The sequence below is a fragment of the Streptomyces sp. NBC_00887 genome (assembly GCF_045207585.1).
The window spans coordinates 8,484,348-8,509,043 of the sequence record NZ_CP108788.1 but is presented as its reverse complement, the minus strand read 5'-3'; the positions used below and the strand labels follow the sequence as shown (position 1 = coordinate 8,509,043).

23 protein-coding genes are annotated in these 24,696 nt (G+C 71.6%); 8 read left to right on the top strand and 15 right to left on the bottom strand.

The features are described 5' to 3' along the window. Positions 1-241 precede the first annotated feature (241 nt). Positions 242-1,444: an amino acid deaminase/aldolase gene (locus OG844_RS38830; protein ID WP_406388786.1), complete on the top strand. Its 1,203-nt coding sequence runs from the start codon at positions 242-244 to the stop codon at positions 1,442-1,444. A gap of 31 nt (positions 1,445-1,475) precedes the next feature. On the opposite strand, the gene OG844_RS38825 is transcribed toward OG844_RS38830, so the two are convergent. The 5 genes from OG844_RS38825 to OG844_RS38805 form a co-directional block, all read right to left on the bottom strand. Further along, the gene (locus OG844_RS38825; protein WP_406388788.1) at positions 1,476-2,420 is read right to left on the bottom strand and encodes a DUF2510 domain-containing protein; all 945 of its coding nucleotides are present in this window, start codon (positions 2,418-2,420) and stop codon (positions 1,476-1,478) included. 90 nt (positions 2,421-2,510) lie between these two features. Continuing rightward, positions 2,511-3,872, bottom strand: coding sequence for a PQQ-binding-like beta-propeller repeat protein (locus tag OG844_RS38820; RefSeq protein ID WP_406388790.1), 1,362 nt, complete (start codon positions 3,870-3,872; stop codon positions 2,511-2,513). Between the two features lie 139 nt (positions 3,873-4,011). Then, positions 4,012-4,800 carry a 3-oxoacyl-ACP reductase gene (locus OG844_RS38815; RefSeq protein ID WP_406388792.1) on the bottom strand — a complete coding sequence of 263 codons (789 nt, stop codon included), beginning with the start codon at positions 4,798-4,800 and terminating at the stop codon, positions 4,012-4,014. Between the two features lie 6 nt (positions 4,801-4,806). Continuing rightward, entirely contained in the window at positions 4,807-6,171 is a 1,365-nt protein-coding gene (locus tag OG844_RS38810; protein WP_406388794.1) for an aldehyde dehydrogenase family protein, read from the bottom strand. Between the two features lie 7 nt (positions 6,172-6,178). Next, positions 6,179-7,540: a glutamine synthetase family protein gene (locus tag OG844_RS38805; protein ID WP_406388795.1), complete on the bottom strand. Its 1,362-nt coding sequence runs from the start codon at positions 7,538-7,540 to the stop codon at positions 6,179-6,181. A 74-nt stretch (positions 7,541-7,614) separates the two neighbouring features. Between OG844_RS38805 and OG844_RS38800 the strand changes: the two genes are divergently transcribed. Both OG844_RS38800 and OG844_RS38795 read left to right on the top strand, forming a co-directional pair. Beyond that, entirely contained in the window at positions 7,615-8,352 is a 738-nt protein-coding gene (locus OG844_RS38800; RefSeq protein WP_406388797.1) for a FadR/GntR family transcriptional regulator, read from the top strand. A 114-nt stretch (positions 8,353-8,466) separates the two neighbouring features. After that, positions 8,467-9,180, top strand: a complete 714-nt coding sequence (locus OG844_RS38795; protein ID WP_406388799.1) for a gamma-glutamyl-gamma-aminobutyrate hydrolase family protein — start codon at positions 8,467-8,469, stop codon at positions 9,178-9,180. Between the two features lie 69 nt (positions 9,181-9,249). On the opposite strand, the gene OG844_RS38790 is transcribed toward OG844_RS38795, so the two are convergent. Beyond that, a complete protein-coding gene (locus OG844_RS38790; protein WP_406396024.1) occupies positions 9,250-10,194 on the bottom strand; it encodes a LysR family transcriptional regulator in 945 nt (314 codons plus the stop codon). A gap of 82 nt (positions 10,195-10,276) precedes the next feature. Between OG844_RS38790 and OG844_RS38785 the strand changes: the two genes are divergently transcribed. Further along, positions 10,277-11,431 carry a TDT family transporter gene (locus tag OG844_RS38785; protein ID WP_406388801.1) on the top strand — a complete coding sequence of 385 codons (1,155 nt, stop codon included), beginning with the start codon at positions 10,277-10,279 and terminating at the stop codon, positions 11,429-11,431. Here OG844_RS38785 and OG844_RS38780 read toward each other — a convergent pair. The 4 genes from OG844_RS38780 to OG844_RS38765 all read right to left on the bottom strand — a co-directional run bounded on the left by OG844_RS38780 (position 11,370) and on the right by OG844_RS38765 (position 16,547). Beyond that, positions 11,370-12,077, bottom strand: coding sequence for a helical backbone metal receptor (locus tag OG844_RS38780; protein ID WP_406388802.1), 708 nt, complete (start codon positions 12,075-12,077; stop codon positions 11,370-11,372). The two genes, OG844_RS38785 and OG844_RS38780, sit on opposite strands and share 62 nt — an antisense overlap. A gap of 16 nt (positions 12,078-12,093) precedes the next feature. After that, positions 12,094-12,639: a helix-turn-helix domain-containing protein gene (locus tag OG844_RS38775; protein ID WP_406388804.1), complete on the bottom strand. Its 546-nt coding sequence runs from the start codon at positions 12,637-12,639 to the stop codon at positions 12,094-12,096. 187 nt (positions 12,640-12,826) lie between these two features. Continuing rightward, positions 12,827-15,463 carry an ABC transporter permease/substrate binding protein gene (locus OG844_RS38770; protein ID WP_406388806.1) on the bottom strand — a complete coding sequence of 879 codons (2,637 nt, stop codon included), beginning with the start codon at positions 15,461-15,463 and terminating at the stop codon, positions 12,827-12,829. Continuing rightward, positions 15,456-16,547, bottom strand: coding sequence for a glycine betaine/L-proline ABC transporter ATP-binding protein (locus tag OG844_RS38765; RefSeq protein ID WP_406388808.1), 1,092 nt, complete (start codon positions 16,545-16,547; stop codon positions 15,456-15,458). The genes OG844_RS38770 and OG844_RS38765 overlap by 8 nt, the downstream gene beginning before the upstream one ends. Before the next feature lie 263 nt (positions 16,548-16,810). Between OG844_RS38765 and OG844_RS38760 the strand changes: the two genes are divergently transcribed. The 4 genes from OG844_RS38760 (at position 16,811) to OG844_RS38745 (ending at position 20,107) form a co-directional block, all read left to right on the top strand. Next, positions 16,811-17,719 (top strand): 5'-3' exonuclease H3TH domain-containing protein, encoded by a 909-nt coding sequence (locus OG844_RS38760; RefSeq protein WP_406396025.1) that lies wholly within the window; start codon positions 16,811-16,813, stop codon positions 17,717-17,719. A gap of 64 nt (positions 17,720-17,783) precedes the next feature. Further along, positions 17,784-18,626 (top strand): siderophore-interacting protein, encoded by an 843-nt coding sequence (locus OG844_RS38755; RefSeq protein ID WP_406388810.1) that lies wholly within the window; start codon positions 17,784-17,786, stop codon positions 18,624-18,626. A gap of 144 nt (positions 18,627-18,770) precedes the next feature. Then, complete coding sequence (locus OG844_RS38750) at positions 18,771-19,355, top strand: sigma-70 family RNA polymerase sigma factor (RefSeq protein WP_406388812.1); 585 nt, start codon at positions 18,771-18,773, stop codon at positions 19,353-19,355. Continuing rightward, positions 19,352-20,107 carry an anti-sigma factor domain-containing protein gene (locus OG844_RS38745; RefSeq protein WP_406388814.1) on the top strand — a complete coding sequence of 252 codons (756 nt, stop codon included), beginning with the start codon at positions 19,352-19,354 and terminating at the stop codon, positions 20,105-20,107. Before OG844_RS38750 ends, OG844_RS38745 begins: the two co-directional genes overlap by 4 nt. Before the next feature lie 42 nt (positions 20,108-20,149). Here the strand turns inward: OG844_RS38745 and OG844_RS38740 are convergent, their stop codons facing one another. The 5 genes from OG844_RS38740 to OG844_RS38720 are packed head-to-tail and all read right to left on the bottom strand — an operon-like array spanning position 20,150 to position 24,633. After that, positions 20,150-20,956 carry a DUF1295 domain-containing protein gene (locus OG844_RS38740; protein ID WP_406388816.1) on the bottom strand — a complete coding sequence of 269 codons (807 nt, stop codon included), beginning with the start codon at positions 20,954-20,956 and terminating at the stop codon, positions 20,150-20,152. Next, positions 20,953-21,324 carry a hypothetical protein gene (locus OG844_RS38735; protein WP_406388818.1) on the bottom strand — a complete coding sequence of 124 codons (372 nt, stop codon included), beginning with the start codon at positions 21,322-21,324 and terminating at the stop codon, positions 20,953-20,955. Before OG844_RS38735 ends, OG844_RS38740 begins: the two co-directional genes overlap by 4 nt. Then, entirely contained in the window at positions 21,321-22,583 is a 1,263-nt protein-coding gene (locus tag OG844_RS38730) for a class I SAM-dependent methyltransferase (protein ID WP_406396027.1), read from the bottom strand. The genes OG844_RS38735 and OG844_RS38730 overlap by 4 nt, the downstream gene beginning before the upstream one ends. A gap of 59 nt (positions 22,584-22,642) precedes the next feature. After that, a complete protein-coding gene (locus OG844_RS38725; protein ID WP_406396029.1) occupies positions 22,643-23,368 on the bottom strand; it encodes a DUF1365 domain-containing protein in 726 nt (241 codons plus the stop codon). Then, positions 23,362-24,633, bottom strand: coding sequence for an NAD(P)/FAD-dependent oxidoreductase (locus OG844_RS38720; RefSeq protein ID WP_406388819.1), 1,272 nt, complete (start codon positions 24,631-24,633; stop codon positions 23,362-23,364). Before OG844_RS38720 ends, OG844_RS38725 begins: the two co-directional genes overlap by 7 nt. Positions 24,634-24,696: the final 63 nt, after the last annotated feature.

Genomic DNA, 24,696 nt, shown 5'->3' with positions numbered 1-24,696 from the left:
GGGCGGCGGGGTGGTCGGGCGGGGCGGCACAGGAGCGCGCTGCGCTTCGGTACTCATCCGGCCCCCTGGTTCACTTCCCCGTACCGCCTGCGGATCACTTTCCCGGACCGGCCGTCGGTCATCCGCGTGACCGTCACTCTACGGGGTGAAGGGCGCCCCGTGGGCACAGGACCGGGGGTGCGGGGGATCTGCACCGAACGTCCCCCTACCCAGTGGTACGACCGTCTGGCAAGCTGCGGCCATGACTGCCCGCGCCGCTGACCGGACCCGTTACAACCGGGCCACCGCCCATCTCGACGCCCCTGTGGCGGTGGTGGACCTGGAGGCTTTCGACACCAATGCGGACGACCTCGTGCGCCGGGCGGGCGGGAAGCCCGTCCGGGTGGCGAGCAAGTCGGTGCGCTGCCGCGCGCTGCTGGAGCGGGTGCTCGCGCGTCCGGGGTTCGCCGGGATCATGTCGTTCACCCTCGCGGAATCGCTGTGGCTGGCCCGGGCCGGTTTCGACGACGTGCTGCTGGCCTATCCGTCGGCCGACCGGGCCGCGTACGCCGAGCTGGCGGCGGATCCCAAGCTGTCGGCGGCCGTGACCGTGATGGTGGACGACCACGCGCAGCTGGAGCTGATCGACGCGGCACGGGCCGGCGGCACCGAGGAGATCCGGGTCTGTCTGGAGCTGGACACCTCGCTGCGGATGCTCGGCGGCCGGGTCAGGATCGGCGCGCTGCGCTCGCCCCTGCGCTCGCCCGCCCAACTGGCCGAGCTGGCCCGTTCCGTGGCCCGTAGGCCGGGCTTCCGGCTGGTGGGGCTGATGGCGTACGAGGGCCATGTCGCGGGCGTCGGGGACTCGGTCGCCGGCCGGCCGCTGCGATCGCGTGCGGTCCGCCTGATGCAGGCCACGGCCCGCAAGGAGCTGGCGGCGCGGCGGGCGGAGGTCGTGCGGGCCGTCCGGGCGGTGACGCCGGACCTGGAGTTCGTGAACGGGGGCGGCACCGGCAGTGTGCAGCACACCGCGGCCGAGGCGGCGGTGACCGAGATCGCGGCCGGTTCGGGGTTGTACGTACCGCGGCTGTTCGACAACTACACCTCGTTCACGGGCCGTCCGGCCGCCCTGTTCGCCCAGCCCGTGGTGCGGCGGCCGGGTGTGGGCGTGGTGACGGTGCTGGGTGGCGGATATCCGGCGTCCGGGGCCGCGGGCGCGGACCGGCTGCCGGTCCCGTACCTGCCCGAGGGGCTGCGCTACGACCCGCAGGAGGGTCCGGGAGAGGTGCAGACGCCGTTGCTCGGCTCGCCCGCCGATGATCTGCTGATCGGGGACAAGGTGTGGTTCCGGCACGCCAAGGCCGGTGAGCTGTGCGAGCGCTTCGACGAACTGCAGCTGATCGAGGGCGACCGGATCACGGCGACCGTGCCGACGTACCGGGGCGAGGGCCGTACGTTCCTCTAGGGTCGTCTGCCCGGATCGGGGCCGGAGCGGGTCAGGGTCCGACCGAGCTGCCGACGCCTCCTCCGGTGGCACTGTCACCGAGCGGGCGGATGCCCCGGGTGATGGTGTCCATGAGGGAGACGGGCAGCTTGTCCTGTCCGGCGTCGAGCGCGAAGCGGACGATGACCGGCGTTTCGCTGCCCACCGCCGAGGGGAAGACGAGCGACTGCACGAATCCGCCGGGGCCCTTGCCCGTGGTGACCTGCCGGCGCACCAGGTATCCGGTCCGCCCGGCCACGCTCACGGACTTGGACGCCAGTTCCTTCTGCGACGTGATGCCGCCGTGGATCGGGTCCCCGACGAAGTTCTCCCCGTAGGCCTTGTCGGCGGCGGTCTTGATGTCCTGCTTCGCCAGAGTCTCGACGGACGTGACGTCGGTGCCGCTCGCGGTGCGGACGGTGACCGTGCCGTGGTAGCAGTAACTGCCGGAATCGCCGGGGCAGGTGTAGGACTCGACCGTACGCATCGTGGTCGCGTCGTCGAGCGTGCTCTCCGGCTTCTCCCAGCCCTCGGGGACCGGGAGCGTGATCCCGTTGAGCTGGTCGACGAGCAGCTTCGGGTCGTCCGCGGGGGCGTCGTCGGCCGACGGGGTGTCCGTGCCCGGGGTGTCGGAGCCACCGGTCGCCGGTGCGGAGCTGCTGGGCCCGGGGCCCGCCTGTGTGCCTGTGCCGTCGTCCTCGCCCAGCACCAGGATTCCGGTGACGGTCGCGCCGGCGATCACGAGGACCGCCAGCGCGACCGCGACGACCCGGGTGGTCCGGCCGCCGCTCGGGGCGGGGGCCGGTGGGACCTGCGGTGCGAACTGCTGCTGGAACGCGACGGGCTGCGCGACGGCGGCCGGCCGCGTGTGCCCGGTCCAGGCCGTGCCGTCCCACCAGCGCTCGGTGCCGGAGGTACTCGCGTCCGGGTACCAGCCGGGAGGGGTCGCGTTGCTCATGCCCCCACTCTAGATTCCGGGGATTTCGCTGCGAGGGGCCCTGGTGCCCTGCGCCGGAGATCCGGCGTCGGTGGTGCGGTCCCCGATCCGTCACTCGCGCGCGTACACCGAGAAGGGGCGCGCCCCCGAATCCTGCCGCACGGCGACGACGAGCTCCTCGTACACGAGCAGGTCCGCCAGTTCGCCCTGTGCCCGGTCCACGTCGAGACCGGTCTCGATGCTCTCCTTCTCGTCGCCCGTGGCGGCGTCGAGCACCCGCAGTTCGTCGAGGCCGTCGTGCCGGGAGCCGCGGTCGGCGAGAACGGTCACCCGGCCGCCGGTCACGTCGAGGGCGCGCAGACCGCCCGCGACGGCCACGTCCTCCAGCCAGACCTGGCCGCCGCTCGTGAGGTCGAAGGCGACCACGCGGTCCCGGTACGCCTCGCGCTCCCTGCTCTCGGCGCCGAGATAGAGCCGCCCGTCCGCGACGGCCACGAGGGCCGGCGCGTGTGCCTGGACCGTTCCGTATCCGCCGGTGGACTCGATCCGCCCGGCGGGCTTCCCGTCCTCTCTGAAGGCGAGGAAGGTACTTGGCTGGCCCTCCGTCGCGCCGCCGAGCTGCGCGACCGCCGGCTCGGCGGACAACAGGGTCACCTGACCGTCCGGTACGGGCGTGGTCCGGCCGCCGAGGGGCGCGGTCCACCGCTGCCGGCCGTCGGCCGGATCGAACGCGGCGAGGCGCAGTTCGGTGCGGGCACAAGCGAGTACTGCGACGACCTGCCGCTCCCCCGCGGCGATCTGCTCGGGCACGCAGCCCTCGGGGACGGCCGCTGTCCAGCGCGGGGCGCCGGTCCGCAGATCGAGGGCGCGCAGGGCCTTCGACCCGGGGACGGCGGGGCGGGTGTCGGGGGTCCACGTGTCGTCGTCGAGGGCCCACATGTCGTCGGCGTCCCGCACGACGGCGATCCCGCCACCGACGGCGACCATGTCGGTGAACGTATCGGTCTGTTCGCCCGGGGGGCGAGGCGTGTGCCATCGCTCGCGGCCGGTCGTGAGGTCGAGCGCGGCGACGGTCGAGCAGCCCGCGTCCGTCGTGTTCCCCCGGGCGATCAGAACGATGGAGCCGGCCGACCGCCGGCTGACGGCGCAGATGTGCTCCTGTCCGGGTGGGGTGTACTCCCAGCGGCCCTTCCCCGTCCCCGCGTCGAAGGCGGTGACCGCGTCGTACCGGCTGCGGACGAGCGTGTCACCGACCAGCCAGGTTCCGTTGCCGTAGCCCATGGCTTCGCTGTCGACCGGGGCCTCCCAGACGACGCGCAGTGAGCCCCCGAGGGCGGAGCAGCCCGTGGCGAGGCCGGCGACGAGGAGCGCGGTGAAGGCCGCGCGGAGGGGGCGAAGCCGCCCCGTACCCTGACGGCCCGGCAGCAGCCTCTTCCGCCCCGGCCCCGTGTCGTCGGTCGTGCGCGTCGCCATGCGGATCCCCACCCCTGGCTCGAACGGTCGAAACCCCGTCAGGGTAGGTCACAGCCGGTCCACTTGGTCGACACTTCCGGCGGGCGGCCGGCCTGGCCGCGGCTCGTCCGTCGACCCGGCCGACCGGAACGGGCGATCGCTAAAGGGGAGTCACGTACGCCCCCGAGATCCCGCCGTCGACGAGGAAGTCGGTGGCGTTGACGAACGAGGAGTCGTCGCTGGCCAGGAAGGCTACGGCCGCCGCGATCTCCGTCGCCTCGGCGAACCGGCCGACGGGAATGTGCACCAGCCTGCGGGCTGCCCGCTCGGGGTCCTTGGCGAACAGCTCCTGGAGCAGAGGGGTGTTGACCGGTCCCGGGCACAGGGCGTTGACCCGGATCCCCTCCCGGGCGAACTGCACACCGAGTTCGCGGGACATCGCGAGCACTCCGCCCTTGGACGCGGTGTACGAGATCTGGGAGGTCGCCGCGCCCATCCGGGCCACGAAGGACGCGGTGTTGATGATCGAGCCGCGCCCCTGGCGCCGCATGTAGGGGAGGGCAGCCTTGCAGCAGAGGTAGACGGAGGTGAGGTTGACGTCCTGGACGCGCTTCCACGCCTCCAGCCCGGTGGTCAGGATGGAGTCGTCGTCGGGTGGCGAGATGCCGGCGTTGTTGAAGGCGATGTCCACGGATCCGTACGTGTCGTACGCGGCCTTGAACAGCGCCTCGACCTGGTCGGGGTCGGTGACGTCGACCTGTACGAAGGTGCCTCCGGCTTCCTTGGCGGCCGCTCTGCCCGCGGTTTCGTCGATGTCGCCGCAGACGACGTTGGCGCCTTCGGACGCCAGCCTGCGGGCGGTGGCGAGACCGATGCCGCTGCCGGCTCCGGTGATGACGGCGGTACGGCCGGCCAGGCGGCGGCAGATGTTCCCGGTGTCGGTGGTCATGCGTGTTCAGGCCTCCGTGCCGATGAAGACGTTCTTGGTTTCGGTGAATGCCGCGAGGGCGTCGGGCCCCAGTTCACGGCCGAGTCCGGACTGCTTGTAGCCGCCGAACGGTGTCCAGTAGCGGACGGCGGAGTGGGAGTTGACGGACAGGTTTCCGGCCCGCACCGCCCGGGAGACCCGCAGGGCGCGGCCCACGTCGCGGGTCCAGACGGACCCGGCCAGGCCGTACTCGGTGGCGTTCGCCAGCCGGACCGCGTCCGCCTCGTCCTCGAAGGGCAGCACGACGGCGACCGGCCCGAAGACCTCCTCGGTGGCGACGGGCGCGTCCGCGTGGACCTCGGTGAGGACGGTGGGCGGGAACCAGAACCCAGGGCCTTCGGGGGCGCTGCCCCGGATGCCGGCCGCGCCCTCGGGGACGTAGGAGCGGACCCGCTCCAGTTGGGTGCGGGAGATCAGCGGGCCCATCTGGGTCTTCTCGTCCGAGGGATCGCCCACGACCACCGAGGCGAGGGCGGGGGCGAGGAGTTCCAGGAAGCGTTCGTGGGCGGAACGCTGGACGAGGATGCGGCTGCGGGCGCAGCAGTCCTGACCGGCGTTGTCCAGGAAGGACATCGGTGCGGCGGCTGCGGCGGCCTCGATGTCGGCGTCCGCGAAGACGATGTTGGGGCTCTTGCCGCCGAGTTCGAGGGTGAGCCGCTTCACGCGGTCGGCGCACGCGGCCATGATCTGCTTGCCGACACGGGTGGAGCCCGTGAAGACGATCTTGGCCACTCCGCGGTGTTCCACCAGGGCCCTGCCCGCGACCTCGCCCGCGCCGGGCAGCACCTGGAAGAGGTGCTCGGGCAGACCCGCTTCCAGGGCGAGCCCGGCCAGGTGCAGGGCGGTGAGCGGGGTTGTCTCCGCCGGTTTGAGGAGTACGGCGTTACCGGCGGCGAGAGCCGGGGCCACCCCCCAGGCGGCGATCGGCAGGGGGAAGTTCCAGGGGGCGATCACCCCGATGACGCCGAGGGGTTCGAGGAAGGTGACGTCGATGCCGCCGGGCACGGGGATCTGACGCCCGGTGAGGCGCTCCACTCCCCCGGCCGCGTAGTCCAGCAGATCGCGGACGTTGCCGGCCTCCCAGCGCGCGTTGCCCAGGGTGTGGCCCGCCTCGGTGACCTCCAGCCGCGCGAGCCGTTCGCCGTGTTCGTCGACAAGGACGGCGAAGCGGCGCAGCAGCCGGGCGCGGTCGGCGGGAGCGAGTGCGGCCCAGACCTGCTGCGCTGCCGCGGCCCGCGTGACGGCGGTGTCCACCTCGGCGACGGTGGTGGCGGGAACGGTGGCGACGAGCTCTTCGGTCGCCGGGTTCAGTACTCGGTGCTCGGTGATCACAGGTGCCTCACAGGCGTTCGAAGGAGCGGCGGAGCTCCCAGTCGGTCACCGCGGCGTCGAAGGCCTCGAGTTCGACACGCGCCATGTTGCGGTAGTGCGAGACGATCTCGTCGCCGAAGGCCTCCCGGGCCACGTCGCTGTCCTCCCAGAGGGCGGCCGCTTCGCGGAGTGTGGTGGGGACCTGGTCGTATCCGGCGGTGTAGGCGTTGCCCTCGCACGCGTCGGGGAGTTCGAGTGCGTGCTCGATGCCGTGGAGTCCGGCGGCGACGAGGCCTGCGACGGCGAGGTACGGGTTGACGTCTCCGCCGGGGAGCCGGTTCTCGAAGCGCATCGAGCGGCCGTGTCCGACGACGCGCAGGGCGCAGGTGCGGTTGTCGTGGCCCCAGGCGACGGCCGTCGGGGCGAAGGAGCCGGGCTGGAAGCGTTTGTAGGAGTTGATGTTGGGCGCGTAGAGCAGGGAGAAGTCGCGCAGGGCGGCGAGCTGTCCGGCGAGGAAGTGCCGCATCACGGGTGACATCGTGCCGTCCTCGCCCGCCATGACGCTCTGTCCGCCTTCGTCCCGGAGCGAGAGGTGGATGTGGCAGGAGTTGCCTTCGCGCTCGTTGAACTTGGCCATGAAGGTGAGCGCGACGCCCTCCTGGGCGGCGATCTCCTTGGAGCCCGTCTTGTAGACGGCGTGCTGGTCGCAGGTGACCAGTGCCTCGGCGTATCGGAAGACGATCTCGTGCTGGCCGGGGTTGCACTCGCCCTTGGCCGACTCGACGGTGAGGCCGGCGGCCGCCATCTCGTTGCGGATGCGGCGCAGCAGGGGCTCGATGCGGCCGGTTCCGAGGACGGAGTAGTCGACGTTGTACTGGTTGGCCGGGGTGAGATCGCGGTAGTTGCGGTCCCAGGCCTGCTCGTAGGTGTCCTTGAAGACGATGAATTCGAGCTCGGTGCCGACATGGGCGGTCAGCCCGTGGGCGGCGAGCCGCTCCAGCTGGCGGCGGAGGATCTGGCGGGGCGCGGCGACGACGGGTGCACCGTCCTCCCAGGCGAGGTCGGCGAGAACCATGGCCGTGCCCTCGTGCCAGGGCACCCTGCGCAGGGTGGCCAGGTCGGGGTGCATCGCGAAGTCGCCGTAGCCGTTGGCCCAGGAGGACATCGCGAATCCGTCGACGGTGTTCATGTCCGTGTCGACGGCGAGCAGGTAGTTGCAGCCCTCCGTTCCGTGTTCCAGCACCTCGTCGACGAAGAAGGACGCCGCGAACCGTTTGCCCTGCAGCCGGCCCTGCATGTCGGGGAAGGCAAGGACGACGGTGTCGATCTCGCCGCTCGCGACGAGCAGACGCAGCTCCTCGGGCCGGAGCGGGGGTGTGCGGTCTGCCACGGGGTACTCCTCGTTCGGTCAGCCGGAAGGCTTAAGGTATGGGACAGAACCATTGAGGGGAAGGGGATCGGGACGTGGCGCAGGAGACCGGTGGGACCGGGCCCTTCGACCGGCTGCTGCCCGTACTGAGGCCGGTGCACGCGGGCAACGGCTTCGAGGAGGCGCTGGAGCAGGTCCTCCAGGTGGTCCGGCTCGGCCTGGTGCCCAGCGGCGGGCGGCTGCCCGCCGAGCGGGATCTGGCGGAGCTGCTGGGGATCAGCCGCGTCACCCTGCGCGAGGTCCTGAAGGTGCTCCAGGACCAGGGGCTGGTCGAGGCCAGGAGGGGCAGGTACGGCGGCACGTTCGTGCTCCCCCGCGCCGGCGGGGCCGGCGGCGGCGAGCTGCGCCGCCGGGTGGAGGGGGTCGACATCGAGGACGTCCTGCGCTTCCGCGAGGTGCTGGACACCGGGGCGGCCGGGCTGTGCGCGGCGCACGGCCTCCACGACGAGGGCGTGGACCGGCTGCGCAGGGCACTGATCGCGACACACGAAGCACCTCTGCCCGACTACCGCAGGCTCGACACCCTGTTTCACCTGACGCTGGCCGAGCTCTCCGGCTCCCCGTCCCTCACCGCCCGGTACGCCGCCGTACGGGCGACCCTGAACGACCTGCTCGACTGCATACCCCTGCTGGTGCGGAACCTCGAGCATTCGCAGCACCAGCACGCGGTGCTCGTCGACGCGGTGCTCGACGGCGACGAGGAGGCCGCGCGCACGGTGATGCGCGAGCACTGCGCCGGAACGGCGGCACTGCTCCGGGGTTTCCTGGCCTGAACCCGATCTTCCGGATCGTCTCTCTTGCGCACCGGCCCGGTACGCACAAAGGTATGACGCATCACCATTGCACCGGGCCCGGTCCACGCGACCGCCCGCCGGAGGGACCGCACCATGCACGAACCGCTCATCGGCGTCACCACCTACCTGGAGCCGGCGGCTCGCTGGGGTGTCTGGGAGCTCCCCGCAGCGGTGCTCCCCTCGGCGTATCCCCGGCTGGTCCAGCGGTCCGGCGGCCTGGCGGCCCTGCTGCCGCCGGACGCCCCCGAGCGCGCGTCGGCCGTCGTGGCCAGGCTGGACGGGCTGGTGATCGCGGGCGGCGCCGATATCGACCCCGGTCTGTACGGCGCGGAGCGCGACTTCAGGACCGGGCCGCCCGCGCACGAGCGCGACGCCTGGGAGCTTGCGCTGCTCCGCGCGGCGATGGAGGCCGGCACCCCGGTGCTCGGCATCTGCCGCGGCATGCAGCTGCTCAACGTGGCGCTGGGCGGCACACTGAGCCAGCATCTGGACGGGCACACCGGTCCGTTCGGCAAGGCGGGGGTGCTCGGCGAGCACGCGGTGTCGCCGGTGCCGGGGACGCTGTACGCCTCGCTCGTGCCCGAGAACGCGTCCGTACCCACGTACCACCACCAGGCCGTGGACCGTCTCGCTCCGGGTCTCGTGGTGTCCGCGCACGCGGCGGACGGCACGGTCGAGGCGGTCGAGCTGCCGGGCCCGCAGTGGGTGCTCGGGGTGCAGTGGCACCCGGAGATGGGCGAGGACCTCCGGATCATGCGGGCCCTGGTCACGGCGGCCCTGGCACGGACGAGCCCGTCCGCCGTCTGAGGAACCGGGGCCGGAAGCGGTCCGGGGACCGAGGAGCAGCAGAGCCGGAAGGCGGGCAGGCCCGCGGGACTACGCCCCGTCGGCGGTCAGTGAGAGCAGGTCACGGGCGGGGCCCGTGGGGCGGTGGCCCGCGGGCCAGACCGCCCGCAGCTGACGCCTGAGCCGGACGCCCGCCACGGGGACCTTGACCAGGCGCCGGGCCGACAGCTCCTCGCCGAGAGCCAGTTCGCTCAGGACACAGGGACCGGCCCCGCTCTCCGCCGCCCCCTTCACCGCCGTGGTCGAGGAGAGTTCCAGCAGCGGCCGCGCGAGTCCGCCGTGCACGGCGAGTGCGGCGTCCAGGACCTGCCGGGTGCCCGAACCGTGCTCCCGCAGGATCAGCGGTGTCGCCGCCAGCTCCTGCGGAGTCAGCTGACTGCGGCGGCGGGCCCACGGATGGGTGGGCGCGACGACGACGACGAGGCGGTCGTGCGCGATGACCGTGCCGTCGAGCCCCTCCGGCACCGACAGTCCCTCGACGAAGCCGAGGTCGGCCTCACCCGCGCGCAACCGCAGGGCGACCACGGCCGAGTTGCCCGCGGTCAGGGACACGGCCGTTCCAGGGCGTGCGGCGCGCAGCGCGATCAGCCAGCCCGGCAGCAGGTACTCCGCGATGGTCATGCTCGCCGCGACCCGCAGCCGGGAGTCGCGCCGGTCCCGCAGCGCCTGCGCACCGGCGTCGAACGCCTCGGCAGCCTCGACGACCCTGCGCGCCCAGTCGGTGACGAGGGCGCCCGCGTCGGTCAGCCGGGAGCCCCGCGGCGAGCGGTCAAGGAGCGCGACACCGAGCTGCCGCTCCATCGACCGGATGCGGCTGGAGGCGGCGGGCTGGGTGATGCCGACGTCCCGCGCGGCCCTGCCCAGGCTGCCGTGACGGGCGACGGCCAGCAGCAGCACCATCGCCCCGAGGTCGGGGACCCGGTGGGACAGGGGGCCGTGCTCGTCACCGGGGCTGGGCGGCGGGGCGCTGGACATCGGTATGGACATAAGCCCAGCTTATGACGTCATAGGTCCGGGCTCCCTGGTGGGCCGGAACCCGCCCGCCGAGGATCGTGGCATGGCCATCTTTCCGCAGATCCAGTCCCGGGTGCTCGCCCCCGCCCCCACCCCTCTTCGGCTCCCCACCCTGCGGTACATCGGCCCCAACTGGTACGCGACGGTCATGGGCACCGTGATCGTCGCCACGGCAGGGGCCGGGCTGCCCGTGCACGTGCCCGGGCTGCGCGGTGCCTGCCTCGTGGTCTGGGCCGTGTCCGCGGTGCTGCTCGTAACGGTCCTCGCGGCCCGCGCCGGACACTGGATCCTGCACCGGGACCAGGCCCGCGCCCACCTCCTGGATCCTGCCGTCGCCCCGTTCTACGGCTGCCTCTCCATGGCGCTGCTCGCGGTCGGCGCGGGGACCCTCCTGGTCGGCCGGGACGTCATCGGGCATTCCGCCGCGGTCGCCGTGGACGCGGTGCTGTTCACGCTCGGCACGGTGACCGGACTCGCCGCGGCGGTCGCGATCCCGTACCTCATGGTCGTACGGCACCGTCCGGAACCCGGCACCGCGTCGCCGGTCTGGCTGCTCCCCCTCGTGGCGCCGATGGTCTCCGCCGCTGTCGGTCCGCTGCTCGTGCCGGAACTGCCCGCGGGCCAGTGGCGCGAGGCACTGCTGCTCGCCTGCTTCGCGATGTTCGGGCTGTCGCTGCTGGCGACCCTGGTGATCGTTCCGCTGGTCTTCGGCCGGCTGGTGCACCAGGGCCCGTTGCCGCTCGCGCTGACACCGACCCTCTTCCTGGTGCTCGGCCCCCTGGGCCAGTCGACGACCGCGGTCAATCAGCTGGCCGATGCGGCGCCGGCTGCGATCGGGGCGCCGCACGCCTCGGCGTTCGGCGCGTTCGCCGTGCTGTACGGGGTACCCGTGATGGGGTTCGCGCTGCTGTGGCTGGCGCTGTCCGTGGCGATGGTGGTGCGGGCCGCGCGGCGCGGCATGCGGTTCACGATGACGTGGTGGGGCTTCACGTTCCCGGTCGGTACGTGTGTCACGGGCGCGGCGGGGCTGGCCCGGCACACCGGGCTCACCGCCTTCGTCTGGCTGGCCGTCGCGCTCTACGTGCTGCTGGTGGCCGCCTGGGCGGTGGCGGGCGCACGGACGCTGCGGGGACTGCTCAGCGGAGTGCTGCTCGCAGCACCGCAGCCGCTTCGGTCAGCGACGGCCCGTACCACGTGAGGTGACGGCCGTCGACGAGCGCGGCGGGCAGCCCGGGAAAGGCCTCGGGGCCGTCGGTCGCGGTGAACCGGTACGGCTCGTCGGGCAGGACGACCAGCTCGGCGCCTGCCGCGTTCAGCTCGGCCACCGGGATGCGGGGATAGCGCTCGGGGTGGTCCGCGTAGACGTTGCGTACGCCGAACCGTGCCAGCAGGTCACCGGCGAACGTGTCGCGGCCCAGCACCATCCAGGGCCTGCGCCAGACCGGGATGACCGCGGGGCGCGGGGTGGCGGGAGGCGGCAGCGCCGCCCAGGCGGTCTCGGCCTCCTCCAGCCAGCGCGGCCGGCCCAGGCCGCATCCGGCGACCAGGACCCGCTCCAGTTCGGTGAAGGCCTGGGCGAGGGTGCGGACCTCGGTGACCAGGACGTTCAGCCCGGCCTCCCGCAGGGCGGCGAGGTCGGGGTCCCGGTTCTCCTCCTCGTTGGCGACGACGAGGTCGGGGCGCAGTGCCACGACGGCCGCCACGTCGGGATTCTTGGTACCGCCGATCCGGGCGGTGGTGAGCTCCGGCGGGTGGGTGCACCAGTCGGTGGCACCGACCAGCAGGCCGGGGGCGGTGACGGCCACCGCCTCGGTCAGCGAGGGAACGAGGGACACGACGCGCACGACAGGACCCCTCGGCTCAGCGACGCGAGTCGTACGTCGCGTCGATGTGCTCGGCGACCGAGACGACGAGCAGCCGGGTGCCGGGCACCGTCGCGCGCCACCGGTGCCGGACCCCTCCGGAGAGGAAGAGGGTGTCGCCGCGGCCCAGCCGGTAGGCCTGGCCCTCGGCCTCGACCTCGGCTGCGCCCTCCACGACGTACATCACCTCGTCGTTGCGGTGCTGGAACTCGCGTCCGAGGTCCTGCTCGCCCACGAACTCCAGGACGCTGAGCTGGTGGCGGCCGCGCACGAGTCTGCGTACGCCGTCGTCGTCACCCGCCCGCACGACGTCCACGGAGCGCGCCGAGTCCGCCGCTGCCCGCAGCCGCTCGGTCGTGGTTTCCAGTGCTTCCGCCACCCGGTCCAGGGAACGGGCGCTGGGTCTGGCACGCTCGTTCTCGATCTGGCTGAGGAACGGCACGGACAAGCCGCTGCGCCCGGCCACCGCGGCCAGTGTGAGACCCAGGGTCCTGCGCCGTCGGCGAACCGCGGCACCCACCCGAAGGGCTTCCTTGTCGTCCATGTCCGGCTCCCTCCCCGGATCGTCATCCTCCCGGTTGCCAGCACCCTACGCATGTCGTTTGTGGGATGGAGCCGAAGTGAATGTCCGGGAAACCTTCAGGGAGGGCTCCGACCAGCCTGAAGGGGACGGCCCCGGCGCAATGCCGGGACCGTCCCCTTCAGGGTGTTGACTGCTGACGCGGACCGATTCAGCTGCCGACGGGGGCCAGCTGGTCCACCACTTCCGGGTTGGCGTCCATCCAGTGGCGGGCGGATTCCTTCTCCTTGCCCGCCCCGCCCTTCTGGATCTCCACCTCGAGCGAGGCCAGCTGCGCCTCACTGAGCTTGAAGTCCTTCAGCCAGCCGGTGAACTCCGGGAAGTCCTTGGCGAAGTCCTTCTTGGCGACCGTGTGGATCTGCTCGCCCTCGCCCCAGGCGCCCTTGGGGTCCTTCAGCTTCTTCAGGTCGTGCTTGCCGTAGGCCCAGTGCGGCGACCACAGGGTCACCACGACCGGCTCCTTCTTCTTGATCGACCGGTTCAGCTCGGCCAGCATCGAGGAGGTGCTGGAGGAGACGACCTCGTACTCGCCCTCCAGTCCGTACTCCTTGAGCACCTTCTCGTTCAGCGTGCCCATCATCCCGGCGCTGGACTCGATGCCGATGATCTTGCCGTTGAACTTCTTGCCCTGGCCCTTGAGGTCATCGAGCGAGTCGATGCCCTTGACGTACGAGGGAACGGTCAGCTCCAGCGAGGTCGGCCCGTACCAGGAACCGAGATCGGTGAGGTTGTCCTTGTAGCGATCCCAGTAGTCCTTGTGCGTGGTCGGCAGCCAGGAGTCGAACTGGACGTCCAGCTGTCCCTGCGCGAGGCCGGTGTAGAGCGGGCCCGGGTCGAGCTGCTTCACCGTGGTCTTGTACCCGCGGTCCTCCAGCATGTTCTGCCAGAGGTAGGTGGAGGCGATGGCTTCGTCCCACGGGAAGTACCCCATGTTGACGGTCTTGCCCGCGTCCTCGCCCTGCTGCGCACCGCCCGCACCGCCGGGTACCGGCGCCAGCTTGGCGAGGAGACCGGGGTTCTTCTTCAGCCAGCTGCGGACGCCGTCCTGCTCCTTGCCCTGGCCGGCTCCCTGGATCTCGTTCTCCAGGCTGGTGAGCTGCTTCTCGGTGAGCTTGAACTTCTTCAGCCAGTCGGCGACGGCCGGTGCCTTCTCGGCGAAGCCCTTGTGGGCGACGGTGTGGATCTGCTCGCCCTCGCCCCAGGCGCCCTTGGGGTCCTTCAGCTTCTTCAGGTCGTGCTTGCCGTAGGCCCAGTGCGGCGACCACAGGGTCACCACGACCGGCTCCTTCTTCTTGATCGACCGGTTCAGCTCGGCCAGCATCGAGGAGGTGCTGGAGGAGACGACCTCGTACTCGCCCTCCAGTCCGTACTCCTTGAGCACCTTCTCGTTCAGCGTGCCCATCATCCCGGCGCTGGACTCGATGCCGATGATCTTGCCGTTGAACTTCTTGCCCTGGCCCTTGAGGTCATCGAGCGAGTCGATGCCCTTGACGTACGAGGGAACGGTCAGCTCCAGCGAGGTCGGCCCGTACCAGGAACCGAGATCGGTGAGGTTGTCCTTGTAGCGATCCCAGTAGTCCTTGTGCGTGGTCGGCAGCCAGGAGTCGAACTGGACGTCCAGCTGTCCCTGCGCGAGGCCGGTGTAGAGCGGGCCCGGGTCGAGCTGGGTGATGCCCGTGGTGTAGCCGCGCTGCTCGAGGAGCTCCTTCCAGAGGAAGGTGGAGGCGATGCCCTCGTCCCAGGGGATGTAGCCCAGGTTGATCTTCTCGCCCTTGCCGACGTTCCCGCTGTCGGCCGTGGCGGTCCCGGAGTCGTTCGAGCCCGAGCCGGCGATGTTCAGACCGCCCGCGACGAGCGCGAGCACGACGACACCGGTCATCGCGACAGCGGTTCCCGGCTTGTAGTGCGTGAACTTCAGGCGACGCGCACCGGCGGCGGCCTTGGCGGCCGCTCGGCGGCCGAGCGGGGAGACCCGCTCGTTGAGCGCTCCGGTCATCCGGTCGAGGTACATGGCGAGGATGACGACGGCGATCCCGCTCTCGGCGGCGAGGCCGACCTGGAGCTGGGTGATCGCGGCGTACACCTTCTCGCCGAGGCCTCCGGCGCCGGCCATGCCGCCGATGACGACCATCGACAGGGCCAGCATGATGACCTGGTTGATTCCGGCCATGATCGTCGGAAGCGCGAGCGGAAGCTGCACCCGGGTCAGGGTGTCCTTGGGCGTGGTGCCGAACGCCGCGGCCGCCTCGACCAGCTCGCTGTCGACCTGGCGGATGCCGAGCTCGGTCATCCGGACGCCGGGGGGCATCGCGAAGACGATGGTGGCGATGACACCGGGGGTGACGCCGACGCCGAAGAACATGACGCCGGGGATCAGGTAGACGAAGGCGGGCATCGTCTGCATGACGTCGAGCACGGGCCGCAGGGCGGCGCCGACCCGGTTGTTGCGCGCGGCCCAGATACCCATGGGCACCGCGATCACGATGGTGATGACGGCTGCCACCACGACCAGCGAGAGCGTCGCCATCGCCTCGCCCCACAGGGCGAGGGAGTCGATCAGCGCGAAGCCCGCGAAGGTGAGCACGGCCGGGACGATGCCGCGCAGCCAGAAGGCGATCACGGCGAAGATCGCGGCCACGAGCAGCGGCTCGCCGCCGCCGAGTACCGCGTTGACACCGTCGTACATGCCGCCGAGGACGGCCTTGATGGCGTCGAAGATCCAGGTGAGGTTCGACTGGAGCCAGTCGACGGCGCTCTCGACCCATGCGCCGAAGGAGATCCTAGGCACCGGCGTTCACCTTCCTGATGTCACGCTGGGCCGGCACCACGTTCTCGACCTTCGGTTCCTCGCCGAGCGCGGCGAGCAGACGGTTGCGCGGCACGACGCCGATGACGCCGCCTTCCGCGTCGGTGACGGCGACGGCGACCCCGCTGGTGGAACAGGGGGTGAAGAGCTCCGCGATGGGCGTCTCGGCGGACACCGTCGCGGGGGCCTCGGCCAACAGGTCCTCGTCGGAGCGGCCCGCTTCGGGCTGCTCCATGATCGAACCGGCGGTGAGCACGCGGGAGCGGTCGACGTCCTGGATGAAGGAGGCCACGTAGTCGTTGGCCGGCCGGACGAGGATGTCCTCGGCGGTGCCCTGCTGGACGATCTCGCCGTCCCGCATCACGGCGATGCGGTCACCGAGGCGCATGGCCTCGTTGAGGTCGTGGGTGATGAAGACGATGGTCTTCTTCAGTCGCTTCTGCAGTTCGAGCAGCTGGTCCTGCATGTCGCGGCGGATCAGGGGGTCGAGCGCGCTGAACGACTCGTCCATCAGCAGGAGGTCGGCGTCGGTGGCGAGCGCGCGGGCGAGCCCGACACGCTGCTGCATGCCGCCGGACAGCTCGTCGGGCCAGGACTTCTCCCAGCCGGCGAGGCCCGTCATCTCCAGGGCGTCGGTGGCGCGCTTCTCGCGCTCGGCACGCGGTACTCCCTGAACCTCCAGCCCGTACGCGGCGTTCTCGAGCACGCTCCTGTGGGGGAAGAGCGCAAAGTGCTGGAAAACCATGCTGATCTTGGAGGAGCGGACGCCGCGCAGCTCGCGCGGGCTCAGGGCGGTGAGGTCCTGCCCGTCGAACAGCACACGTCCGGCGGTGGGCTCGAGCAGCCCGTTGAGCATCCGCAGCAATGTGGACTTCCCGGATCCGGAGAGCCCCATGACGACGAAGATCTGGCCCGGTTCCACGGTGAACGAGGCGTCGATCACCGCTGCGGTCGTTCCGTCGGCGCGCAGCTCGTCGCGGTGGGTACCGCTCTCGAGCTTCCGCACGGCTTGATCGGGTCGTCTGCCGAACACCTTGTACAGGTGCTCCGCTTGCAGCCTTGACACATATACCTCACGCGTTGAACCAAAAACGGTCTGCCACCCCCTCCGGCAGACCGTGGAGCAGTGCGGATTCGGTCCGCAAAGCACGCACATCAGTCGAAAAATGGACGTGGTCCGCTCCGGTGGCGCGCCTGCCCTCACTTACGCAGCCCAAACACATGTGTGATCCAGTTCACCTTCGGGTGGCGGTGGCGGCGGGACGGCAGGCGTCGGCCGCCGGCGGTGTCGGTGCCGTGCGGCATCATCGGGGTGTGACGCGACGCCTGATGCTCCTCGACACCGCCTCCCTCTACTTCCGCGCCTACTTCGGCGTCCCGGACTCGGTGCGCGCACCGGACGGCACTCCGGTCAACGCCGTGCGCGGGCTCCTCGACTTCATCGCCCGGCTGGTCCAGGACCACCGGCCCGACGACCTGGTCGCCTGCATGGACGCGGACTGGCGGCCGCACTGGCGGGTCGAGCTGATCCCCACCTACAAGGCGCACCGGGTGGCCGCCGAGACACCCGCCGGGGTCCCGGACGAGGAGGAGACCCCCGACACCCTCTCCCCGCAGGTCCCGATCATCGAGGACGTCCTGGACGCCCTCGGCATCGCCAGGGTGGGCGTCGCCCCGTACGAGGCGGACGACGTGATCGGCACGCTCGCCGGCCGGGCCACCGGCCCCGTGGACATCGTGACCGGCGACCGCGACCTGTACCAGCTGGTCGACGACGCCCGCCAGGTGCGGGTGCTGTACCCGCTGAAGGGCGTGGGCACGCTCCAGATGACCGACGAGGCATGGCTGCGGGAGAAGTACGGTGTCGACGGCGCCGGCTACGTCGATCTCGCGCTGCTGCGCGGAGACCCGAGCGACGGCCTGCCGGGGGTCCCCGGCATCGGCGAGAAGACCGCGGCGAAGCTGCTGGACGCCTACGGCGATCTGGCCGGGATCATGGCCGCGGTCGGCGATCCGGCCTCGAAGCTGACCCCGTCGCAGCGCAAGCGCCTCGACGAGGCGCGGGACTACGTGGCGGTCGCACCGAAGGTGGTCCGGGTCGCCGGCGACGTACCGCTGCCCGAATTCGACGCCGCGCTCCCCGACGAGCCGCGGGACCCCGCGGCCCTCGAGGCCCTCGCGGCCCAGTGGGGTCTGGGCGGCTCCCTGCAACGCCTGCTCGTCACACTCCAGGCGTGAGAGTGCTAACTTAGGCATACCTAAGTCCAGAGGTTCATTGCACAACCGGAGCAGGGAGTCCCTTGTGGCAGAGCGGCAGGCACGCCAGGCACCGACGGCGCAGGGGGCGCAGGTCGTGCGCACCGAACAGCTCACCCCGCACATGGTGCGGGTGGTTCTCGGCGGCGACGGCCTGGCAGGCTTCGAGCTCGCGGGGTTCGCCGACCACTACGTCAAGCTGTGCTTCGCGCCCGAAGGCGCGGACTACGCACACCCCTTCGACATGGCCAGGATCCGCGAGGAGTACCCGCGCGAGCAGTGGCCCACCACCCGTACGTACACGGTGCGTTCCTGGGATCCGGCCGCCCGTGAGCTCGCCATCGACTTCGTGGTGCACGGGGACGAGGGGCTCGCAGGTCCGTGGGCGAGCCGGGCGCAGCCCGGCGACCAGGTGACGTTCCTGGGCCCCGGCGGCGGTTACGGGCCGCAGGCCTCGGCCGACTGGCACCTGCTCGTCGGCGACGAGAGCGCGCTGCCCGCGATCGCCGTGGCCCTGGAGCAGATGCCGGCGGGCGCGCTGGTGCACGCCTTCGTCGAGGTCGCGGACGCCGCGGAGGAGCAGAAGATCGTCACGCCCGACGGAGTGGTGGTGACCTGGCTGCACCGGGCCGAACGTCCCGTCGGAGAGGCTCTGACCGCCGCGGTGACGGGTCTTGAGTTCCCCGAGGGCGAGGTACAGGCCTTCGTCCACGGCGAGGCGGGCTTCGTCAAGGAGATCCGCCGTCACCTTCGGCTGGAGCGCGGGATCCCGCTCGCTCAGCTGTCGATCTCCGGTTACTGGCGCGAAGGCAAGAACGACGACGCCTGGCGCGCGGTCAAGCGCGAGTGGAACGAGCAGGTCGAGCGCGAGCAGGAGAAGGCCGCGTAGCGAGCCCGACGCACCCCTGCGGCCCGGTCCCCGTCATCGACGGCGGCCGGGCCGTGCGACGATTCCGGCCCACCGACCAATCCGCACGGCCGCCGGCTTCGAATCACCCAGGAAACCGTTGCGTGCCCTGGGAGGAACATCCGCGTGAAAGAGGCCGTTTACATCAGCGGGGCACCCGCGCCCGGGCCCGATCTGCAGGCGCTGCTCGTCCTGGTCGCCTGTGGGGACCAGGACGCCTTCACCGAGGTGTACGACATGGTCAGCGGGTCGGTCCTCGGCCTGGTGCGCAGTGTCCTCCGCGACCCCGCCCAGTCCGAGGAGGTCGCCCAGGAGGTGCTGGTCGAGGTGTGGCGCACCGCCGCCCGCTTCCAGCCGTCCCGGGGCAGCGCCATGAACTGGGTGCTCACCCTCGCCCACCACCGCGCCGTCGACCGGGTCCGGTCGGCCGAGGCGAGCGCGGCGCGGGAGCACAGGGCGGCGCTGCTGGACCGCACGCCCGACTTCGACGAGGTCTCCGAACAGGTCGAGACCCGGCTCGAGAGGGAACAGGTCCGTCGCTGTCTGCGGACGCTCTCCGAACTCCAGCGGCAGTCCGTGACCCTGGCGTACTACCGGGGGCTGACCTATCGCGAGGTCGGCGAGCTGCTCTCCGTACCACTGGGAACCGTCAAGACACGGTTGCGCGACGGGCTGATCCGGCTGCGCGACTGCCTGGGGGTGAACGCATGAGCACCGCCGATCTGCACACACTGACCGGGGCCTACGCCCTGCACGCTCTACCGGAGGACGAACGCCTCGCGTTCGAGCGGCACCTGGACGCCTGCGAGGCGTGCGCCCAGGAGGTACGGGAGCTGTCCGCCACCGCCGCCCGGCTCGGGCTCGCGGTGTCCACCCCTGCGCCGCCCGGGTTGCGCGACCGGGTGCTGCGGGAGATCACGACCGTACGGCAGGAGCCGCCGGCCCGCGGCCGGACCGGCCTCTCCGGTGCCCCTCCGCGCCGGGCGGGCCGCTGGTCGACGTACGCGCTCGCCGCCTGCGTCGCCGCCGCTGCCGCGTTCGGCGGGGTCGCCGTGTGGCAGAACCAGGTCGCGCAGGACGCCCGGCAGAAGGCGGACCGGGCACAGCAGCAGAACGAGCAGCTGGCCCGGGTGCTCGCGGCGCCGGATGCCAGAACCGGCTCGGGAGCCCTGGAAGACGGCGCCCGCGGGGCGGTCGTCGTCTCGCAGAGTGAGAACCGGGCGGTCTTCCTGGCCTCCGGCCTGGCCCGGCCGCCCGGGGGGAAGGTCTACCAGCTGTGGTTCAACGACGACGGGACCATGCGGTCGGCCGGTCTGATGGACCCGTCGGCGACGGACGACGCCGTACTGCTGGACGGGCCGGTCGACCGGGCGTCCGGCATGGGCATCACCGTCGAGCCGGCGGGTGGATCCGAGCAGCCGACCTCGGCGCCCGTGGCCCTGATGGACTTCCCGGGCGCCTGAGTCGGAGCGAGGGGCCCCTGGGCACGCGCGCCCAGGGGCTGTTCAGCGCTTCCTGCCCGGCGGCCACGGGAGGAATCCGCTGGTACGGGCCCGGTAGTCGTCGTAGCCGGGCCGTCCTGCCATGTGCCGCTCCAGCAGCGCCTTGCCGCTGCCCTTGATCAGCAGGAAGCTCATCACCACGGGCGCCACGAGGGTCGCCGCCGCGACCGCGGGGTCGGAGCACACGAAGAGGAACAGACCCCACCAGACACAGAAGTCGCCGAAGTAGTTCGGGTGCCGGGTCCAGGACCACAGCCCCCGGTCCATGATCCGCCCCTTGTTCTCCGGATCGCTCTTGAACCGGGCCAGTTGCCGGTCCCCCACCGCCTCGAAACCGAGCCCCACCGCCCACAGCGCGGTGCCCGCCCAGGCCCACCAGGACAGCGGTCCCGTCAGGTACTGCGCCGCCTGTACGGGCAGTGAGATCAGCCAGACCAGCGCCCCTTGGAGGAGGTACACCTTGCGCAGGGCGTAGAGGTCCGGGTGCCCGGGAGCCTTGGCCAGCATGGCGGCGTAGCGGGGATCCTCCCCGTGGCCTCGGCCGCGGAGGCCGATGTGCACGGCCAGCCGCAGTCCCCAGACGACCGTCAGTGCGGTCACCAGGAGCCGGCGTGCGTCCTCACCGTCGCCCTTCGAGAGCGCGTACGAGACGACTGCGACGGCTGCGAAGCCGATGCCCCACGCCACGTCGACGATCCGGTGCAGGCCCTCGCGCAGGGCGATCAGGAACGTCACGAGCATGACGGCGAGCGCGGCACCCGCCGCCGCGGCCAGGTTCTGGGCGAATGCCGCCCAGGCGAAGCCGTTCACCGGCCGGACCCTGGGCGCGGCCCCGCGATGACGGGTTCGCCGGGGGTGTGGCCGTCCTGTGCGGCCGTGGCGCCGAGGCCCGTGTACCGGTCGTGGCGGGTGGCGCGCAGACCGGCCGCGAGGTTGTCGGCGATGTCGATGTCACCGGTGATGCAGGCCTCGGCCAGGCCCGGTTCGCCCGGCTGCCGGAGGAGGCGGCGCAGCGCCCTGGGCGAACGGACCTGCACCGTGAGGGCGTCCTCGGGGCCGGTCTCGCTGCCGTCCCACATCCTGATCCTGAGCGGCGGCTGCCCACCGAGGTACTGCTCGATGACCGGCGCGATGCGCTGCGCGGCCCCGTACCCCGGGGTGTGGGTGATGGTGTTCACGCGGTGTCCTCACGGGTCAGGAGAATCTGCTGCACGTCGAGATAACCGGACCGGAATCCGGCCTCGGAGTAGGCGAGGTAGAACGTCCACATGCGCCGGAAGGTCGCGTCGAAGCCGAGGGCGTCGACCCGGTCCGCCCGCTCCTCGAAGCGCTCACGCCACAGCCTGAGTGTCTCTGCGTAGTGCATGCCGTAGGTGCTGCGCCGCCTGGTCCGCAGGGCGGTGTGTGCGGTGGTGACGCGCTCGATCGATTCGGTGGAAGGGAGCAGCCCGCCCGGGAAGATGTACTTCTGGATCCAGGTGTGGGTGCTGCTGCTGGCGAGCATCCGGTCGTCCGGCATGGTGATCGCCTGGAGTGCGATGCGCCCGCCGGGGGCGAGGCAGCGGTCCAGCGTGCGGAAGTACACCGGCCAGAACTCCTGGCCGACGGCCTCGATCATCTCGACGCTGACGACCGCGTCGTACTCCCCGGTGACGTCCCGGTAGTCGCAGAGGCGCACGTCCACGCGGTCCTCGTGGCCGGCCTCGCGGATCCTGCCAATGGCCAGTTCCCGCTGTTCCCGGGAGAGCGTCAGCGTGGTGACGCGGGCACCGCGCGCGGCGGCCCGGAGGGCGAGTTCGCCCCAGCCGGTTCCGATCTCCAGCAGTTCGGTGCCCTGGCTCACGCCGGCCATGTCGAGCAGCCGGTCGATCTTGCGGTGCTGGCCGGCGGCCAGCAGGTCGTGCTCGGCCGGGAATCCGCGGAAGACGGCCGAGGAGTACGTCAGCGTGTCGTCGAGGAAGAGGGCGAAGAGGTCGTTGGACAGGTCGTAGTGGTGGCTGATGTTGTCGCGCGAGCCCTCGGGGGTGTTGGCCTGAGCGGCAGGCTGCCGCGGTGCCCACAGTCTCCGCAACTTCTGCAGCGGTGCGGGGACGAGGTCCGCCGCGTTGCCGGCGAGGACCGTCAGGACGCCGACGAGGTCCGGCGAGTCCCATTCGCCGGCCATGTACGACTCGCCGAAGCCGACCAGTCCGCTCGCGCCGATCCGCCGGAAGAACGCGTCCGGCCGCCGGATCTCCATGAGCGGCCCGCCCGGTCCGATGCTGTCACGGCCGGCGAGCCGGGCACGCAACGGGAGCCGTGACAGGGCGTGCCGGACGAGCCGTTCGGCCACGGCGGTCCTGACCCCGGACGCCCGCGGCTGGGCCACCACATCGGGCCATCTGTCCGGGTCGACGCCCGTGAGGGAGGCCGAGGCGGCTCTGACCTGGGCCGGAATGCTGCCGCTGCGGGCGGGAGCCACGCGAGGGGCTGAGGGAGTGGGAGAGGTGGGCACCTTCACTGCATGCCTTCCTGTGTGCGGTGACGGGGACGTGGCTGCACGGGCAGCCGGCGAAGGAACAGCCGGATGCCGTGGAGCCTGATGGCGGCGGAGACGACAAGGGTGGAAAAGGGGTGGCGGAGGAACAGCCGGAGCAGTTGGGCGGGCGTACCGGGGCGCCGCGTTCCCCGTACGGTCGCCGTGAACGGGCGTGTGCCGTCGCGTTCCAGATGGATCGTCAGGTTCAGTCGAGGGCCGGGTTCGGGCAGCCGCATCCGGTAGTCGCCGTCCACGGGGAAGAACGGCGACACGGAGAAGTCCTTGCCGGTCACCGCCCGGTCGGCCGCGTCCGGGCGCAGCAGGTAGCAGTGACGTTCCCCGTAGGTGTTGTGCACCTCGGCGACCACGCAGAGGGGCGTGCCGTCGGGGCGGCGGCACCAGTAGACGGTCAGCGGGTTGAAGACATGGCCGAAGACCCGGGCCTGGGTGAGCATGGTGACGGTGCCGTCGGCGAGGTCGACGGCCCGGGCGGCGAGGAACCGCTCCAGCCCGGCCCGGATCGTGGGGGCCGTGCCGCCGAAGTGGTCGCGCGCGTCGAAACGGGCCAACGGGCGCAGGACGGAAGGGAGTCGTGGCGGCCGGTCCGGGTCGATCAGCCACAGATAGCCGCGGTGCCGCAGGTCGTACCGACGGGGCGCGGTGCGTACGTGGGTGATGGCGCACGGGTAGAGGGCGTTCACCAGGTCACCCCCAGGGCGGCTGCGGCCTCGGCTCCGGAACGGCAGCCGTCCTCGTGGAAACCCCAGCCGTGGTAGGCCCCGGCGTAGGCGGTGACCGGTCCCGAAAGGGCCGGCAGCCGGGCCTGGGCGGCGACCGATTCCGGGGTGAAGACGGGGTGCTCGTAGAGCATGCGGGCCCGGACGCGGTCCGGGTCGACCCTGTCCGCACCGTTCAGCGTGACGACGAACCGCTCGGGGGCGTCCAGCCGTTGGAGCCGGTTCATGTCGTAGCTGACGGTGACCCGGTCGGCGTCGGCCGCGCAGGACGGCATCAGGTAGTTCCACGAGGCTGCGGCGCGCCGGCTGCGCGGAAGGACGGCGGTATCGGTGTGCAGCAGCGTGGGGTTGTGGGAGTAGCGGAAGGCGCCGAGGGTGCGCCGTTCCTCGTCGGTGGGGTCGGCGAGCAGGCGGAGCGCCTGGTCGGGATGGGTGGCGACGACCACCTCGTCGTACTCGTCGGTGGCGCCGTCCTCGGTGACGATCTCCACGCCGTCGCTGTGCCGGCGCACGGCACGCACGGGGGTGGACGTGCGCACGGAGTGCACCTGCTTGGCGATGCGTTCGGCGTAGGTCCGCGATCCGCCGGTGACGGTCCGCCACACCGGCGACCCGCCGATCGTGAGCATGCCGTGGTGGTCCAGGAACCGGAAGAGGTACCGGGCCGGGTAGCGCAGCGCGGTCACCGGGTCGCAGGACCAGACGGCGGAGACCATGGGTGTCAGGAAGTGGGCGCTGAAGTAGGGGGAGAAGCGGCCCCGGGCGGCGAACTGCCCCAGGGTCATGGCGGACGCACCGTCGTCCCGGGCGAGCAGGGCGCGGGCTGCCCGGTGGAACCGGGGCACTTCCGCGAGCATCCGCAGGTACGGGCCCCTCAGGGCGGCCCCCGGCCGGGCGAACAGTCCTGCGGCGCCCCGGGCGCCCGCGTACTCCAGGCCGCAGCCCTCGCAGCGCACGGACATGCTCATCTCCGACTCCTGGGTCGCCACACCGAGTTCGTCGAAGAGCCGGAGCAGATGGGGGTAGGTACGCCGGTTGTGCACGATGAACCCGGAGTCGACGCGGTGTATGCGGCCGTCCGACGAGGTCAGGTCGTGGGTGTGCGCGTGGCCCCCGACGCGCTCGTCCGCCTCGTGGAGTGTCACGTCCCGTGCGCTGCCCAGGACGTGAGCGGCGGTCAGCCCCGCCACTCCGCTGCCGATCACGGCTGTGCGCCGCCGCTTCGTTGTCATGGGGGTTCCTCCCGGTGTCGCACGGCTGGCGGGGCTCGCCGGAGAGCCCCTCAGAGGCCATTC

Coding starts and splice junctions, on each gene's coding strand:
- OG844_RS38830 (WP_406388786.1), top strand. CDS start 242: ATGACTGCCCGCGCCGCTGACCGGACCCGTTACAACCGGGCCACCGCC.
- OG844_RS38825 (WP_406388788.1), bottom strand. CDS start 2,420: ATGAGCAACGCGACCCCTCCCGGCTGGTACCCGGACGCGAGTACCTCC.
- OG844_RS38820 (WP_406388790.1), bottom strand. CDS start 3,872: ATGGCGACGCGCACGACCGACGACACGGGGCCGGGGCGGAAGAGGCTG.
- OG844_RS38815 (WP_406388792.1), bottom strand. CDS start 4,800: ATGACCACCGACACCGGGAACATCTGCCGCCGCCTGGCCGGCCGTACC.
- OG844_RS38795 (WP_406388799.1), top strand. CDS start 8,467: ATGCACGAACCGCTCATCGGCGTCACCACCTACCTGGAGCCGGCGGCT.
- OG844_RS38790 (WP_406396024.1), bottom strand. CDS start 10,194: ATGTCCAGCGCCCCGCCGCCCAGCCCCGGTGACGAGCACGGCCCCCTG.
- OG844_RS38785 (WP_406388801.1), top strand. CDS start 10,277: ATGGCCATCTTTCCGCAGATCCAGTCCCGGGTGCTCGCCCCCGCCCCC.
- OG844_RS38775 (WP_406388804.1), bottom strand. CDS start 12,639: ATGGACGACAAGGAAGCCCTTCGGGTGGGTGCCGCGGTTCGCCGACGG.
- OG844_RS38760 (WP_406396025.1), top strand. CDS start 16,811: ATGCTCCTCGACACCGCCTCCCTCTACTTCCGCGCCTACTTCGGCGTC.
- OG844_RS38745 (WP_406388814.1), top strand. CDS start 19,352: ATGAGCACCGCCGATCTGCACACACTGACCGGGGCCTACGCCCTGCAC.
- OG844_RS38720 (WP_406388819.1), bottom strand. CDS start 24,633: ATGACAACGAAGCGGCGGCGCACAGCCGTGATCGGCAGCGGAGTGGCG.